This window comes from Variovorax sp. GW822-FHT04A09 (genome assembly GCF_058801005.1).
Genome location: NZ_JBXAMV010000003.1, coordinates 249,148 through 263,608 on the forward strand (window position 1 = coordinate 249,148; position 14,461 = coordinate 263,608).

13 protein-coding genes are annotated in these 14,461 nt (G+C 69.4%); 5 read left to right on the forward strand and 8 right to left on the reverse strand.

Annotation, left to right across the window (positions count from 1 at the left end; translation table 11 throughout):
• Positions 1-49 precede the first annotated feature (49 nt).
• From AC1RLW_RS17670 to AC1RLW_RS17680, 3 genes are all read right to left on the reverse strand, one after another.
• Positions 50-1,165, reverse strand: coding sequence for a BMP family ABC transporter substrate-binding protein (locus tag AC1RLW_RS17670; protein ID WP_493194221.1), 1,116 nt, complete (start codon positions 1,163-1,165; stop codon positions 50-52).
• A gap of 132 nt (positions 1,166-1,297) precedes the next feature.
• Positions 1,298-2,131, reverse strand: a complete 834-nt coding sequence (locus tag AC1RLW_RS17675) for an SDR family NAD(P)-dependent oxidoreductase (RefSeq protein WP_493194223.1) — start codon at positions 2,129-2,131, stop codon at positions 1,298-1,300.
• A 104-nt stretch (positions 2,132-2,235) separates the two neighbouring features.
• Positions 2,236-3,183: a GlxA family transcriptional regulator gene (locus AC1RLW_RS17680; protein WP_493194225.1), complete on the reverse strand. Its 948-nt coding sequence runs from the start codon at positions 3,181-3,183 to the stop codon at positions 2,236-2,238.
• Between the two features lie 175 nt (positions 3,184-3,358).
• Here AC1RLW_RS17680 and AC1RLW_RS17685 point away from each other — a divergent pair, with 175 nt between their 5' ends.
• Positions 3,359-4,624, forward strand: coding sequence for an MFS transporter (locus AC1RLW_RS17685; RefSeq protein ID WP_493194226.1), 1,266 nt, complete (start codon positions 3,359-3,361; stop codon positions 4,622-4,624).
• Here AC1RLW_RS17685 and AC1RLW_RS17690 read toward each other — a convergent pair.
• The 3 genes from AC1RLW_RS17690 to AC1RLW_RS17700 form a co-directional block, all read right to left on the reverse strand.
• On the reverse strand, positions 4,614-7,145 hold the full coding sequence (locus AC1RLW_RS17690) for a penicillin acylase family protein (protein WP_493194228.1): 2,532 nt from the start codon (positions 7,143-7,145) through the stop codon (positions 4,614-4,616). The genes AC1RLW_RS17685 and AC1RLW_RS17690 overlap by 11 nt on opposite strands.
• Positions 7,146-7,261: 116 nt before the next feature.
• Positions 7,262-8,071, reverse strand: a complete 810-nt coding sequence (locus tag AC1RLW_RS17695; protein WP_493194229.1) for a helix-turn-helix domain-containing protein — start codon at positions 8,069-8,071, stop codon at positions 7,262-7,264.
• Between the two features lie 88 nt (positions 8,072-8,159).
• A complete protein-coding gene (locus AC1RLW_RS17700; RefSeq protein WP_062477531.1) occupies positions 8,160-9,113 on the reverse strand; it encodes a LysR substrate-binding domain-containing protein in 954 nt (317 codons plus the stop codon).
• 106 nt (positions 9,114-9,219) lie between these two features.
• Between AC1RLW_RS17700 and AC1RLW_RS17705 the strand changes: the two genes are divergently transcribed.
• Positions 9,220-10,533: an MFS transporter gene (locus AC1RLW_RS17705; protein ID WP_493194231.1), complete on the forward strand. Its 1,314-nt coding sequence runs from the start codon at positions 9,220-9,222 to the stop codon at positions 10,531-10,533.
• On the opposite strand, the gene AC1RLW_RS17710 is transcribed toward AC1RLW_RS17705, so the two are convergent.
• A complete protein-coding gene (locus AC1RLW_RS17710; RefSeq protein WP_493194232.1) occupies positions 10,494-11,561 on the reverse strand; it encodes an adenosine deaminase in 1,068 nt (355 codons plus the stop codon). The two genes, AC1RLW_RS17705 and AC1RLW_RS17710, sit on opposite strands and share 40 nt — an antisense overlap.
• A gap of 234 nt (positions 11,562-11,795) precedes the next feature.
• Here AC1RLW_RS17710 and fabA point away from each other — a divergent pair, with 234 nt between their 5' ends.
• The 3 genes from fabA (at position 11,796) to AC1RLW_RS17725 (ending at position 14,030) form a co-directional block, all read left to right on the forward strand.
• Complete coding sequence (fabA, locus tag AC1RLW_RS17715) at positions 11,796-12,311, forward strand: 3-hydroxyacyl-[acyl-carrier-protein] dehydratase FabA (RefSeq protein WP_056574156.1); 516 nt, start codon at positions 11,796-11,798, stop codon at positions 12,309-12,311.
• Between the two features lie 10 nt (positions 12,312-12,321).
• The gene (gene fabB / locus AC1RLW_RS17720) at positions 12,322-13,542 is read left to right on the forward strand and encodes a beta-ketoacyl-ACP synthase I (RefSeq protein ID WP_493194233.1); all 1,221 of its coding nucleotides are present in this window, start codon (positions 12,322-12,324) and stop codon (positions 13,540-13,542) included.
• A gap of 95 nt (positions 13,543-13,637) precedes the next feature.
• A complete protein-coding gene (locus tag AC1RLW_RS17725) occupies positions 13,638-14,030 on the forward strand; it encodes a nuclear transport factor 2 family protein (RefSeq protein WP_493194235.1) in 393 nt (130 codons plus the stop codon).
• 6 nt (positions 14,031-14,036) lie between these two features.
• Here the strand turns inward: AC1RLW_RS17725 and AC1RLW_RS17730 are convergent, their stop codons facing one another.
• Positions 14,037-14,414, reverse strand: a complete 378-nt coding sequence (locus tag AC1RLW_RS17730) for a hypothetical protein (RefSeq protein WP_493194236.1) — start codon at positions 14,412-14,414, stop codon at positions 14,037-14,039.
• Positions 14,415-14,461 lie beyond the last annotated feature (47 nt).

Below are 14,461 nucleotides of genomic sequence, written 5' to 3' on the forward strand. Positions count from 1 at the left end.
TGAGTGCTATACGCGCAACGCTCTCTTCAGGCAGGGCAAAAGGCCGCGCTCAGCGCGCCACCCGCCCCTGCACGCCCTCGGCCAGCCAGTTCATCTGCAGGATCTGTTCGTCGCCCAGCTGCGCGCCCTTGGCGATCGCGACGCGGCCTTCGTTGTCGCGCACATCGGCCGCCACCGCGCGGAACGGCTGCAGTTTGCCCGCCGCGACGTCCTTCTGCCGCGCCAGCACCTCGTCCTGCACGGCCTTGGGTACCTTGGTGCCGAAGTCGCCGACGCGGATCATTCCTTCCTTCACGCCGCCCCAGAGGTTGCCGCTCTTCCAGGTGCCGTCGAGCACGGCCTTCGCGCGCTGCGTGTAGTAGCCGCCCCACTGGTGCGTGACCGCGACGATCTGCGCGTCGGGCGCGATCTTGCGCATGTCGGAGTGGTAGGCCACGGCCATCTTGCCGCGCTCCTGGGCGGCGGCCATCACGGCGGTGGAACCGGTGTGGAAGGCGAGCACGTCGGCGTTCTGGTTGAACAGCGCCATCGCCGCGTCGCGCTCCTTCGGCGGATCGAACCACTCGTTGAGCCACACCACGATCACCTTGGCCTTCGGGTTCACCGAGCGCATGCCGAGCGTGAAGGCATTGATGCCCTGCAGCACCTCGGGAATCGGAAAGCCCGCGACGTAGCCGGCCACGTTCGTCTTCGTCATGCGCCCGGCCGCGATGCCCGCGAGGTAGCGGCCTTCGTAGTAGCGGGCGTTGGCGGTCGCCACATTGGGCGCGGTCTTGTAGCCGGTGATCGATTCGAACTTCACGCCGGGAAAGTCCTTCGCGACCTTCAGCGTCGGCTCCATGTAGCCGAAGCTGGGCGTGAAGATCAGCTGGCTGCCCTGCTGCGCAAGGTCGCGGATCACGCGCTCGGCGTCGGCGCCCTCAGGCACGTTCTCGACGAAGACGGTGTTCACGCGGGGGCCCAGCGCGGCCTCGACAGCCTTGCGGCCTTCTTCATGCTGGCGCACCCAGCCGGCATCGGTGACCGGCGTGACATAGACAAAGCCGATCTTCAGCGCGTCCTTGGCCAGGGGCGGCTTCGGCGGTGCGGTCTGTGAAAAGGCGGGGGATAAAAAACAGGCGGTCACCCACGCCAGAACGGCGCGGCCCGCGAGGTTTTTGTACATGGTGGTCCTCTACATGGCCCCGGAAAAGCAAAACCCCGCAGCAGGCCGGGACGCCCTGCTGCGGGGTGGAGATTTTAAGCGCCGGGGCTCAGCGAGCCCTGCTCGCCGCCCACAGCCACGCAGGCACAGGTGTCATGCCCGCGCCGCCGCATCCGCTCCGTTCGCCCGGTAGCGCGCCGCCGGCGCCGTGCTCGACAACCGCCCCGACATCGCACGCCGCGCCGCATCGAACGCATCCCACTCGGCGAGGTCGGGCAGCGCCGGAATCGTGACCTGCTCGCCCTGGTCGAGCCCCGCGAGGGCCGCGTCGACCATGTCCTGCGCCGTCATCACGATCTCCTTGGGCAGGTGCGCCATCGGCACGCCCGCAACGCCCCAGAACTCAGTGGCTGTCGCACCGGGCAGCACCGCCTGCACGCGCACGCCCTTGTCCTTCAGCTCGTGCTGCAGTGACTGGCTCAGCGCCAGCACGAAGGCCTTGGTGCCGCCGTACACGCCGTTGAGCGTCTCGGGCGAGATCGCCACGATGGAGGCTATGTTCACCAGCGTGCCGGCACCACGTTCGACGAAGCCGGGCACGGCCGCATAGGTGAGCCGCGTGAGCGCGCTCACGTTGAGCTCGATCATGTCCTCCATCTTGTCGATGTCCGAGCCGAGCAGCGGCGCGGCGGCGCCGAAGCCGGCGTTGTTCACCAGCAGGGTGATGTCGCCGCGGGTGCGCAGCACGGCTTCCACGGACGCGATGTCCTTCCGGTCGGACAGGTCGGCCGGAAGGACATCGACCTTGCGCCCGGTCTCGTCCGAGAGCTTCGCGGCCAGCGCGGCGAGGCGCTCGCGGTTGCGCGCCACCAGGATCAGGTCGAAGCCGCGCCGCGCGAGACGGTCCGCGTACACGGCGCCGATGCCCGACGACGCGCCGGTGATGAGGGCCGTGCCCTTGTTCGGATTTGCTTGGGTTGCAGTCATGGAGTTTCCTTCGTCGCCACGGGTGTGTGGCCGTGGGGAGAAGTCTCTTCCTGCAAGGCGATGGCGTAAATGTCATATAAGCCACCTTTCAGGACATACGCTGCTCAAGCCGTCGCGGCCTCCCGACGGGCCACGCGGCGCACGCTCTGCGGCGGATGCCCCAGCGTGCGCAGGAAGGCGCGGCGCATGCGCTCGGGGTCGCCGAAGCCCGTTTCGCGCGCGACCACGCCGAGCGCGAGGCTGCCCTCGTCGATCAGCGTGCGTGCCGCCTCCACGCGCAGGTTCTCGACCGCGTGCGCCGGCGACTGCCCGGTCTCGGCCTTGAAGGCGCGGCTGAACTGGCGCGGGCTGAGGTGCGCGACCTCGGCCAGTTCGTCCACCGACAGTGTCTCGCGCAGGTTGGCGCGCGCATGCACCAGCGCCTTCTGGATGCGGTCCGACTTGGGCGCCAGCTCGAGCAGCGCGGAATGCTGCGACTGCCCGCCCGCGCGGCGGTGGTACACGACCAGCTTCCTCGCCGCGAACCGTGCCGCCTCCACGCCGAGGTCTTCTTCCACCAGGGCCAGCACGAGGTCGATGCCCGCCGTCATGCCGGCCGAGGTCCACACCGGCCCGTCGTTGATGAAGATGCGGTCGGGCTGCACCTTGACGGCAGGGTGGCGCTTCTGCAGCTCGCCCGCAAAGGACCAGTGCGTGGTCGCCCGGCGTCCGTCGAGCAGGCCCGCATCCGCCAGCCCGAAGGCGCCGGTGCAGATGCTGGTCACGCGGCGCGCGTTGCGCAGCCCCGCGCGCAGGAAGCGGCACATCTTCTCGGACGTGGGCGCGATGAAGAGCGCGCCGCTCATCACCAGCGTGTCGAACTTCCCCGTGCCGAAGCGCTTGCTGTCGGTGACCACGCCCGACGAGCTGGTCACGGGGCCGCCCTCTTCGGACAGCAGCTCGACCTGGTAGACCTGCTTGCCGGCATGGAGGTTCGCGAGCTCGAACGCGGCAATGGCAGCGAGGTCGAGGATCTGGAAACCGGGGAAGACGAGCATGCCGATGCGTTTCATGGCCATGTCCTGAAAAGAGGGTTGTTTGAAGCAGCAGACACAAGGCTAGACCAACCCGTCGCACCGCGCCAGCGGGAGGGATACGGCCTGCGCCCTTCCCGCGCCGCGATGGGTGCCCCCACCAATCGGCAAGCGCCAGCCCGCGCGGGTCGTCCCACAATGGGCGTTCCCCACCATGACCAACCCGACGACAACGACAACAGGTGCCCCCACAGCCGAACCGGGCGCCCACGCACACTGGCAGCGCAACCTCGCGGTCTGCATGTTCGGCTCCTTCACGACCATCATCGCGATGACGCTGCTGCTGCCCTTCCTGCCGCTGTACGTCGAGCAGCTCGGCGTGAAGGACCACGCGGCCATCGTGCAGTGGTCGGGCGCGGCCTACGGCGCCACCTTCCTGAGCGCCGCGCTGGTCGCGCCGCTGTGGGGCCGGCTGGCCGATCGCTACGGGCGCAAGCCGATGCTGATCCGCGCGAGCCTCGGCATGGCGGTGGCGATGGCGCTGATCGGCCTCGCGGCCAACGTGTGGCAGCTCGTGGGCCTGCGGCTGCTGGCGGGGCTGCTCGGCGGGTACGCCTCGGGCTCGATGGTGCTGGTCGCCACGCAGACGCCCAAGGACCGCACCGGCTGGGCCCTGGGCACGATGTCGTCGGCCATCATGGCGGGCAACCTCGTGGGGCCGCTGGTGGGCGGGGTGCTGCCGCCGCTGGTCGGCATCCGCAACACCTTCTTCGCGGCGGGCGCGATGATCTTCATCGCCTTTCTCGCGACGGCCTTTCTCATCCGTGAAGAGAAGAAGGCGCCTTCCGCAGCGAAGCAGCGCGGCGCCTCCGACGACACCGGCTGGGCCGCCGTGCCCGACAAGCGCCCGCTGGTCGCGATGCTCTTCACCGGCATGCTGCTGATGCTCGCGAACATGTCGATCGAGCCGATCATCACGGTCTACGTCGCCACGCTGCTCGACGACCCGCAGCGCGTGACGATGATGGCCGGCCTCGTGATGTCGGCCGCCGCGCTCGGCAGCATCCTCTCGGCCTCGCGGCTGGGCAAGCTGGCCGACCGCGTGGGGCACTGGAACGTGATCGTCGGGTGCCTCGCGGTGTCAGCGCTGCTGCTGATTCCGCAGGCCTTCGTCACGGCGGGCTGGCAGCTGGTGGTGCTGCGCTTTCTCATGGGGCTGTCGCTCGGCGGGCTGCTGCCCTGCATCGCCAGCGTGATCCGCCACAACGTGCCCGAGCGCGTGGCCGGCAACATGCTGGGCTACTCGACCTCGGCACAGTACGCGGGCCAGGTGGCGGGCCCGCTGCTGGGCGGCTTCGTGGGCGGGCACGTCGGCATGCGCGCCGTGTTCCTCGGCACCTGCGTGCTCATGGCCGCAGGCGCCGGGTGGAACTGGCTCGCGCAGCGAGCCGCGTCCCGCACGTCGTCCGCTACTCGCTGACGACCGCGCTGCGGTAGGCCGCGTCGCCCTTGATCTCCGCTTCGGAGAACGGCACCTTCAGCCACTGCCCCGCGCTGTAGGCCCGGGTGTAGTCGGCGTTGTGCGCCGAGGCCGGGTCGTCCGACAGCGAGAACGTCAGGAAGGTGTGGGCCTCCACGCCGCCTTCAGGGAACCGCACGATCTGCATGTAGCTGTTGCCGTTCGGGTTGCCGTCCATGGTGTAGCCGCCCTTGTCCAGACGGTTCTCCGAGCACGCGATGGTGAAATAGCCCGGGCCGTGGCAGCCGCCGTACAGCGGGATCTTCTGGCCGCCGCGCGTGGCGAACAGGTAGTCACCGCGCTGTGCATCGAGTGCAAAGCCGCTGGCCTCCACGCGCGCGACGGCTGCGCCAAAGGCCTGCTGCAGGGCACTCGCGGCGCCGGCCTTCAGGTCGCGCGGCGTGTGGATCGGATCGCTCGCGCTGAACGGCACGTTGTAGAGCGTGGCCGCGGATTGCAGCGACGCGCGGTTCCAGAACTCGTCCCAGATGTGCGCGCCGCGCGCGCCGATCGTGCCCGTGTTGTTCCAGGCCTTGAGCACCGCGCAGGCCGGGCCGGTGTCCACGTCGCGCCCGATGGCGGCGCCGCCTTGCGGATCGGTCGCCACGTTGATCGTCGGCGTCGCGCACACCATGGCCAGCGCCTGGTCCTTGAACAGTTCGGCCGTCAGCACGCGGCTGTTGAGCACCATCTGCTTGACGGTCTCGGGCGTGGCCGCCTTGCCGGCGTAGCTGTCGGTGCCGTCGATGCGCGCCTGCGCCATCAGGTTGCCCAGGCGCGTGCGGAAGCTCACGGCCTCCGTGCCCGCGGGCCCCATGATGGCCGGGTAGCCGGTCATCGGCGCCTTCGGGTTCGCGAGCCAGTAGCTGTCGTTCGAGTTCTCGACGTAGTCGTCGCGCAGCAGGCTCGGCAGCCGGGCCGCGCCGATGGCGCCCTTCTGCGCCGAGTCGGCATCGGTCTGCCAGTCGCATTCGCTCTTCGAGCCGTCGAAGAAGGGCACGCGCGGCAGCGAGGCGCCGGCCGCCGCGCCCAGCGGCGTCGTGCAGCTGGCCACCTGGGCGGGCGACACGTTGGGAACCGCGCCGATGTCCGCATACCAGGCCTTGGCCGCGCCGCGGCCCACGGCCACGGTGTTGACCCACGGAATGGCCGCTTCCTCGCGCTGGATGGCGATGAACTCGTCCAGCGACTTGGCCTGGTTCCAGCGCAGCCAGTTCTTGAAGGTGCGGTAGTTCTCGCCGTTGATGTCGCGGATCGCGAAGGCCGTGGTCTGGCTCCAGGCGAACGGCGCACCGAAGGTCGTGAGGTTGACCATCGGCCCGTACTCCGACTTGTAGAGCGTGCGCGTCACCGGCGCCACGCTGCCGTCGGTCTGCTTCACGTTGACGGTGATGTTGAGCGCCTGCATCTTCACGGGCTTGCCGTCGCGCATGTAGCTGGTCGGGTCGCCCGCCGCGAGCTTCAGTTCGTAGAAGCCGAAGCGGCGCGCGGTCGACACCGTGTGGCTCCACGCGATGTTGTCGTTGAAGCCGATGAGGATCACCGGAATGCCGAGGAACGAGGTGCCGCTGATGTTGAGCTGGCCCGGAATCGTGAGTTGCGCCTGGTAGAAGCGGTCCGGCCCGCGCCAGTACCAGTGCGGGTTGCCGAAGAGCAGCGGGCTGCTGTCACCGGTGGCGGCGGTGCCGAAGCCGATCATGTTGCTGCCCACGCCCTCCTTGCCGCCGACCTGCAGCTCGGGCACGTTGACGAGCGCCGCCACCTGCAGCGAGGCCTTCTTCGCGCCGCCGCGCGCAGCCATCTTGGTGGGCGCCGCCGGTGCGGGTGCGATCGCATTGGCGATGTTCGCCAGGAAGTTGCTGTAGCCGCCCGCGAGGTTGGCCGCGTACATGCGGCGGTAGATGTCCTCGGCAGTGATGGGCTTCACCCAGGCTTCGTTGCGGCAGGCCTGGTGCGCCGTGCCGCCGGCCTTCACGTCGCGCACGTAGCGGTTGTAGCCGGCGGCGAAGCCCTCGACCAGCTGCTTCAGGTTGTCGGGCTGGGCGGCGATCATCTTCGCGAGCACGTCGGCCGAGATCACCTGCTTGTGGAAGAAGTCGGAGTCGATGTTCTTCGGCCGCGCGATGGTGCTGCTGGCCACGAGCTGCGCATCGCCGCCGAGGTACTGCGAACGCTCGCCGCGATAGGTAAGGAAGGAATCGGCCATCGTGCACAGGTCGTCTTCCGCCTGCGCAAAACCGTAGCCGTAGCCCACGCCGGGCCAGTTGTCGGCCTTGATGTGCGGCACGCCCAGGGCGGTGCGGCGGATCTCGGCCTTGTAGCTGCCTTCGGCCGGCGGGTTGGTGGGCGGGGTGCCGCCGATGGGAAAGAACGGGAACCCGTTGCCGCCTCCACCACCGCCACCGCAGGCGGTGAGCGTGGTCGCTGTGACCAACGCGAGCAGGGACAGCGGCATGGCGCCGCGCGAGGATGTCTGTCTCATGGATGTCTCCGGTTGATGCTCTCTTGATGGAGCATCGCCAGCTTAGGCAGGCAGACCGGCTGCGGCTTGAACGCAGCCGCTGTCCTGCTGTGCCGCGCCTGGAGACCGCGGAAGACTCAGTGCGCCATCCCGCGCCCCCACGCGTGCGAGGCCTGCTCGTCGGCCGTCACGCGCACCTGGTTCGACAGGAAGGACGGCGACAGGCCGAAGTAGCGCTGAAAGGTGCGGCTCATGTGCGCCGCGTCGGTGAAGCCGCTGACCAGCGCCACGTCGGTCAGCGGGCGGCGCGCCGTGAACTGCTGCACCGTGCGGCGCACCTTGGTCCACAGCGCATAGCGCTTGATCGACACGCCCACCTGCTGCGCGAACAGGTGCGTGAGCCGGTCGGGCGAAAGAAAGGCCAGCGCCGACAGCTCGCGCAGCGGGATCTGCCCCGCATGCGTGCGGATGGCCTGCAGCACGCGGTCGATGCGCGGGTCGATGGCGGCTTCGATCTCGGGGCACTCGGTGATCGCGGTGACCAGCCTGGAGCTCAGTAGCTGCAGGCGCCGGTCGGACAGCGCGCCGTGCTGCGCCGGTTCGAAGTCGTCGCGCGCGCGGCCGAAGCGGCGCGCGTCGAGCGGCTGGATGCCGTGGCCGCCCAGGTGCCGCGAGAGCATGCGGTAGGCGCTGGAGGCCGGGTCGAGGTTGAGCGACAGCAGCCCGCAGCCGTCGACGTCGAGGCGGCGCGACACATGCGGTCCCACCAGCGCGGCGGTGCAGCGCACGCGCGTGCCGTCGACCGCCTCCAGCGTGAAGGGATGGCCGCTCACCGACGCCAGCAGCGTGGCCGACGAACGCGCCGTGAGCCCCGACTGGATCGCCGGCGTGATGTAGAGGAACCTGTCGTCCCACAGGTGCAGGGAGTTGTGCCGCGTGGTGGTCATGCCGTCTCGCTTGGGTCTTGTCTCTTGTACTTGTCTCCAGCGGCGGATTCTCACGCATCGCGGCGGCGGCCCGCGCAAGGGCCTGCGCTCAGCGGGGTTGCACGGTCTCGACCTGCAGATGCTGGCGCACGGCCTCCAGCAGCAGCGTGGCCAGCCGGCTCGCCGGGGCCTCGGCACGGGCCTGCGCGCGGTACAGCACGAGCGAGATCTGCGGCAGCGCCGGCAGCGAGAGCACCGCGCGGTCGAGCGCGCGCACATGCGCAGGCAAGCCGAACGGCGTGCGCACGGTCAGGCCCAGCCCGGCCGAGGTCGCGGCCCACAGCGCCGCCAGGCTGGCGCTGCCGAAGGCGCGGCGCCACGGCAGGCCGGCGCGGTCGAGCGCGGTGATGACGATCTCGCGCAGCGGGCACGGGGCGTCGAGCATGATGAGCGGCAGCGGCTCCTTGCTCTTCACGGCGCGAACGCCCGCGCGGTGCTCGCGCTCGGTCCACCAGGGCGCATCGACGCGTTCGGGCGCCGTGGGGCCGATCCACAGCAGCGGCATCCGCGCCACGCGCTCGGCATGCGGCGACAGCGGCTGGTCGCCCGCGTCCCACGCCAGCGCCAGGTCGAGCTGGCCCAGCTCGAGCCGCTCGCGCAGCTCGCCGCTGCGCGCCACGCAGGCCTCGATGCGCACCTTGGGATGGGCGCGCGCGAAGCGGCCGAGCACGGCCGGCAGCAGCGTCTCGCCGAAGTCTTCCTGCAGGCCCAGCCGCACCCAGCCCTGCAGGTCGGCACCGCGCAGGGCGGCGCTGGCCTCGTCGTTGAGCTCGAGCATGCGGTGCGCGTAGGCCAGCAGCGTCTCGCCCGCGTCGGTGAGCGCCAGGCCGCGGCCCTCCTTGCGGAACAGCACGGTGCCGGCCTGCGACTCCAGCTTTTTGAGCTGCGCGCTCACGGCCGAGGTCGAGCGGCCCAGCTTGTCGGCCGCGCGCGCGTAGCTGCCGAGCGCCATGCCGGTGGAAAAGGTGCGCAGCACGTCGAGATCGAACATCACCTGGGTCATCGCGGGTCCTTGCATGAGGCTTCTCGATCATCCTGAATTTCAGGACGATCCGCTCATTATTTTCTGATTTTCAAAACCTTTTCAGCGGCCGACACTGCGCTGCAACATGACCCAATCGCCCTCCTCCCCCCCGTTGTCGCCCCGCCACCGCTGGAAGGTGCTCGCCGCCGGCGTCGCCGCCAACGCGGCCTTCTCGGTCGCCTTCAGCGGCATCCCGATGACCGCCGTGCTCATGCGCACCGGCTACCAGCTGGACAACGCCGCGCTCGGCCTGGTGCTCGGCCTCATGGGCCTGGGCATCGCCGTGAGCGAGCTGCCCTGGGGCCTGCTGACCGACCGCTGGGGCGACCGCCCCGTGCTGCTGGCCGGGCTGGGCAGCACGGCGATCGCGCTGGTCGCGATGGCGCTGTGGGCCGCGCCGGGCGCCGGCCACGTGCCGGGCCTCGGCGTGCTGGGCGCGGGGCTGCTGCTGGTGGGCCTGCTCGGCGGCAGCGTGAACGGCGCCAGCGGGCGCGCGGTGATGACCTGGTTCGACGCCGGCGAGCGCGGCCTGGCCATGAGCATCCGCCAGACCGCCGTGCCGATGGGCGGCGGCATCGGCGCACTGGTGCTGCCCTTCGTGGCGCTGCACTTCGGCTTTGCCGCGCTGTACGGTCTGCTGGCGCTGCTGTGCGCGCTGAGCGCGGCGATGAGCTGGGCCTGGGTGCACGAGCCGCCCGTGGCGCCCCGCCATGCGAACGTGGAAGCGTCGGCGCCGAAGACCGGCCCGCTGCGCGATGTGCGCGTGTGGCGCATCGTGGCCGGCATCGGCATCCTGTGCGCGCCGCAGTTCGCGGTGCTGTCCTTCGGCACGGTGTTCCTGCACGACTTCGGCCACGTGGGCCTGGGCACGATCACCGCCGCCATGGTCTTCGTGCAGGTCGGCGCGATGGCGATGCGCGTGTGGAGCGGCTGCTGGACCGACCGCCGCCGCAACCGCCCGGCCTACCTGCGCGCCTGCAGCGCGCTCAGCGTGCTGCTGTTCGCGGGCCTGGCCGCGCTGGTGATGGCGGCGGGCACCGAGGCACCGCCCCTGCCGCTGCGCTTGGCGCTGATCGCGCTGCTGGCCGTGAGCGGCGTGTGCGTGTCGGCCTGGCACGGCGTGGCGTACACCGAGCTGGCCACGCTGGCCGGCGCGGCGCGCGCCGGCACCGCGCTGGGCATGGCGAACACCAGCGTGTTCCTCGTGTGCTTCGTCACGCCGTTCTCGATTCCGCACCTGCTGGCACTGCAGGGCTGGCCGGTCGTGTGGCTGGCGGCCAGTGCGTGTGCGCTGGTGGCCATGCCGCTGCTCGTGCCGCGCCGCAACGCCGGTCCCGGCGCCTGCACGGCCGAGCTGACTCAGAAGGTCGCGAAGACGGCGTTGAGCCGGTCGACGTAGGCGCGCTTGGCGGCCGCGTCGATGAAGCTGCCCTCGAAGCTGTTCGCCGCGAGCTGCCAGGCCTGCTGCACGCCCAGGCCGGTGGCGGCGAAGGTCTGCGTGAAGTTCTGGTTCATGTAGCCGCCGAAGTAGGCCGGGTCGTCCGAGTTGACGGTGGCGACCAGCCCCGCGTCGAGCAGCCCGCCCAGGTTGTGCTGCGACAGGTCGGGGAACACGCACAGCTTGAGGTTCGACAGCGGGCACACGGTGAGCGGAATGCGGTCCTGCGCCAGCCGCTTCATCAGCGCCGGGTCTTTCGCGCTTTGCACGCCGTGGTCGACGCGCTCGACCTTCAGCACGTCGAGCGCGCTCCACACGTAGGCTGGCGGGCCCTCTTCGCCCGCGTGCGCGACCAGGTGAAAGCCCAGTTCGCGGCAGCGCGCGAACACGCGCGCGAACTTCTCGGGCGGGTGGCCGACCTCGCTCGAATCGAGCCCCACGCCGATGAACTTGTCACGGTACGGCAGCGCCTGCTCCAGCGTCTCGAAGGCCTCTTCCTCGCTCAGGTGGCGCAGGAAGCACAGGATGAGCGAGGCGCTCACGCCCAGCTTGGGCAGCGCATCGACGCAGGCGCGGTGCAGGCCGTTCACCACCGTCTCCATCGCCACGCCGCGCGCCGTGTGCGTCTGCGGGTCGAAGAACATCTCGGTGTGCACCACGTGGTCGGCCGCGGCGCGCTCCAGGTAGGCCCAGGCCATGTCGTAGAAGTCCTGCTCTTTCAGCAGCACGCTGGCGCCGGCGTAGTAGATGTCGAGAAAGGTCTGCAGGTTGGTGAAGGCGTAGGCCTTGCGCAGGTCTTCCACGCTGGCATACGGGATCGAGACACCGTTTCGCTGCGCGAGCGCGAAGATCAGCTCGGGCTCGAGCGAGCCTTCGATGTGCATGTGCAGCTCGGCCTTGGGCATGGCACGCAGCAGCTCGGGCAGGCGTTCGGCGGGAATGCGCTGCGCGAAGCTGGGGTCGAAGAGGGGGCGGCTGGAATCGGTCATGGGGCGTGGGAAATCGACGTTGTGATCGCGCACAGCATAAGGGCAGACACCCTGCGCGGCATCCCCGAAAACGTATACGCTGCCAGCCCCATTTCCCCCAAACTGATCTGGGTCAAATCGGGCCATGGCGGATGCGCTAGGCTTGGACCCCGGCAGGCCCGGCATCGGGCGTGTTCCCTCCAATCCGCGCGCAGCGTGCATTCGTGCCCCTGGCGCCGTCCTTGATCGACTCGCATGACCCTACAAAACGCCTTCACCCGCGAAGACCTGCTGCGCTGCAGCCGCGGCGAACTGTTCGGCCCCGGCAACGCACAGCTGCCCGCCCCGAACATGCTGATGGTGGACCGCATCACCCACATCAGCGCCGAGGGCGGCACCTACGGCAAGGGCGAACTCACGGCCGAGCTCGACATCACGCCCGACCTGTGGTTTTTCGCCTGCCACTTCGAAGGCGACCCGGTCATGCCGGGCTGCCTGGGCCTGGACGCCATGTGGCAGCTGGTGGGCTTCTTCCTCGGCTGGCAGGGCCTGCCGGGCCGTGGCCGGGCCCTGGGCTCGGGCGAAGTGAAGTTCACGGGCCAGGTCCTGCCGACCGCCAAGCTCGTCACCTACAGCATCCAGATCAAGCGCGTGCTCAAGGGCAAGCTGAACCTGGCCATCGCCGACGGCTCGGTGAGCGTCGACGGCCGCCAGATCTACACCGCCGAGGGCCTGCGGGTCGGCGTGTTCACTTCCACCGACAACTTCTGAGGGTTTCGCCATGCGCCGCGTCGTCATCACCGGTCTGGGCATCGTTTCGTGCCTGGGCAACGACAAGGAGACCGTCTCCGCCAACCTGCGCGCCAGCCGCCCCGGCATCCGGTTCCAGCCGGCCTACGCCGAAATGGGCCTGCGCAGCCAGGTGGCCGGCTCCATCGACCTTCCCCTCGAAGACCTCATCGACCGCAAGCTCTATCGCTTCGTCGGCCACGCCGCGGCCTACGCCTACCTGGCCATGAAGGACGCCATTGCCGATGCCGGCCTGACCGAGGAGCAGGTGTCCAACCCGCGCACCGGCCTCATCGCCGGCTCGGGCGGCGCCTCCACGCTGAACCAGATGGAAGCGCTCGACCTGCTGCGCGAAAAGGGCGTCAAGCGCGTCGGCCCCTACCGCGTGACGCGCACCATGAGCAGCACCGTGTCGGCCTGCCTGGCCACGCCCTTCAAGATCAAGGGCCTGAACTACTCCATCGCCTCGGCCTGCGCCACCAGCGCGCACTGCATCGGCAACGCCATGGAGCAGATCCAGATGGGCAAGCAGGACATCGTGTTCGCCGGCGGCGGTGAAGAAGAGCACTGGACCCAGTCGTTCCTGTTCGACGCCATGGGCGCGCTGTCCACCAAGTACAACGACACGCCCGAAAAGGCCTCGCGCGCCTACGACGCCGAGCGCGACGGCTTCGTCATCGCCGGCGGCGGCGGCATGGTGGTGGTCGAGTCACTCGACCATGCATTGGCACGCGGCGCAAAAATCTACGCCGAAATCGTCGGCTACGGCGCCACCTCCGACGGCTACGACATGGTTGCGCCCAGCGGCGAAGGCGCCGTGCGCTGCATGCAGATGGCCCTGTCGACCGTCGACACGCCCATCGACTACCTGAACACCCACGGCACCTCGACGCCCGTCGGCGACGTCATGGAAATGAAGGGCGTGCGCGAAGTCTTCGGCGACAAGGCGCCGGCCATCAGCTCCACCAAGAGCCTGTCGGGCCACTCGCTGGGCGCCGCCGGCGTGCACGAGGCGATCTACTGCCTGCTGATGATGGAAGGCCGCTTCATGGCAGGCTCGGCCAACATCGAGGCGCTCGACCCCGAAGTGGCCGACATGCCCATCCTCACCGCCACGCGCGAGAACGCCACCGTCGACACCGTGATGAGCAACAGCTTCGGCTTCGGCGGCACCAACGCCACGCTGGTGCTCAAGCGCTGGCAGGGCGCGTAAGAACGCCTTCCGAGCTCCGTCGCGCCCGCGACGATGGGCCCGCGGGCGCTTCGCTAGACTGGGCTTCCCCATCCATCCACCGCGCGAGGAGACCCATGGCGATCGACACCCTTTCCACCTGGCACCGGCTCGTCAAGACACGCGACGTGGCGGGCCTCGACGCCCTGCTGGCCGACGACGCCGTCTTCCTCTCGCCCGTGGTGCACCGGCCGCAGGTCGGCAAGGCGATCACGAAGCAGTACCTGGCTGCGGCCTTCCAGGTCTTCTTCAACGAGAGCTTCCGCTACGTGCGCGAACTCCAGGGCCCGAACGACGCCGTGCTCGAGTTCGAACTCGAGCTGGACGGCATCGCCATCAACGGCGTGGACATGATGAAGTGGAACGCCGAAGGCCGGATCATCGAGTTCAAGGTGATGCTGCGGCCGTTGAAGGCGGTGAACCTGATCCATCAGAAGATGGCGGCGCAGCTGCAGGCGGCTGCGCAGTAAGCCGACTCAGGGGCAGGCCAGTTCCGTCCTGGCCACGGCGCACAGCCGGGCCTTCTCGGCTGCGGGCAACGTGAGCCCCGGCATCAGCCCGTCCAGCCGCAGCACCGCCGGGTAGAGGCGCGTGTCCTGCGGGTTCTTGCGGTAGGCCCGCAGCACCAGCTGCTGGCCTTCCTTGCCGCAATGCTGGCGCTGTTGGCGCGCCACTTCCTTGTCGTGCGCCGAACCGTCGCCGTTGAATTCGCCGGCGAAGTGAAAGCACATTTCCGCGTCGTCCACGGCCTGGCGCAGGCGCTGCTCTTCTTTCGAGAACGTCGGCGGTGCGGCGAACGACATCGACACGGCCAGCAGTGCCACGCCTGCCGCCATGACCCTCTGCAGCTTCATGGTGTGAATCCCTTTCCTGAATGAAAAAAGGGCCGTCCGCAGACGAC

Coding starts and splice junctions, on each gene's coding strand:
- AC1RLW_RS17730 (WP_493194236.1), bottom strand. CDS start 14,414: ATGAAGCTGCAGAGGGTCATGGCGGCAGGCGTGGCACTGCTGGCCGTG.
- AC1RLW_RS17695 (WP_493194229.1), bottom strand. CDS start 8,071: ATGACCACCACGCGGCACAACTCCCTGCACCTGTGGGACGACAGGTTC.
- AC1RLW_RS17700 (WP_062477531.1), bottom strand. CDS start 9,113: ATGACCCAGGTGATGTTCGATCTCGACGTGCTGCGCACCTTTTCCACC.
- AC1RLW_RS17690 (WP_493194228.1), bottom strand. CDS start 7,145: ATGAGACAGACATCCTCGCGCGGCGCCATGCCGCTGTCCCTGCTCGCG.
- AC1RLW_RS17670 (WP_493194221.1), bottom strand. CDS start 1,165: ATGTACAAAAACCTCGCGGGCCGCGCCGTTCTGGCGTGGGTGACCGCC.
- AC1RLW_RS17725 (WP_493194235.1), top strand. CDS start 13,638: ATGGCGATCGACACCCTTTCCACCTGGCACCGGCTCGTCAAGACACGC.
- AC1RLW_RS17680 (WP_493194225.1), bottom strand. CDS start 3,183: ATGAAACGCATCGGCATGCTCGTCTTCCCCGGTTTCCAGATCCTCGAC.
- fabB (WP_493194233.1), top strand. CDS start 12,322: ATGCGCCGCGTCGTCATCACCGGTCTGGGCATCGTTTCGTGCCTGGGC.
- AC1RLW_RS17705 (WP_493194231.1), top strand. CDS start 9,220: ATGACCCAATCGCCCTCCTCCCCCCCGTTGTCGCCCCGCCACCGCTGG.
- AC1RLW_RS17710 (WP_493194232.1), bottom strand. CDS start 11,561: ATGACCGATTCCAGCCGCCCCCTCTTCGACCCCAGCTTCGCGCAGCGC.
- AC1RLW_RS17685 (WP_493194226.1), top strand. CDS start 3,359: ATGACCAACCCGACGACAACGACAACAGGTGCCCCCACAGCCGAACCG.
- fabA (WP_056574156.1), top strand. CDS start 11,796: ATGACCCTACAAAACGCCTTCACCCGCGAAGACCTGCTGCGCTGCAGC.
- AC1RLW_RS17675 (WP_493194223.1), bottom strand. CDS start 2,131: ATGACTGCAACCCAAGCAAATCCGAACAAGGGCACGGCCCTCATCACC.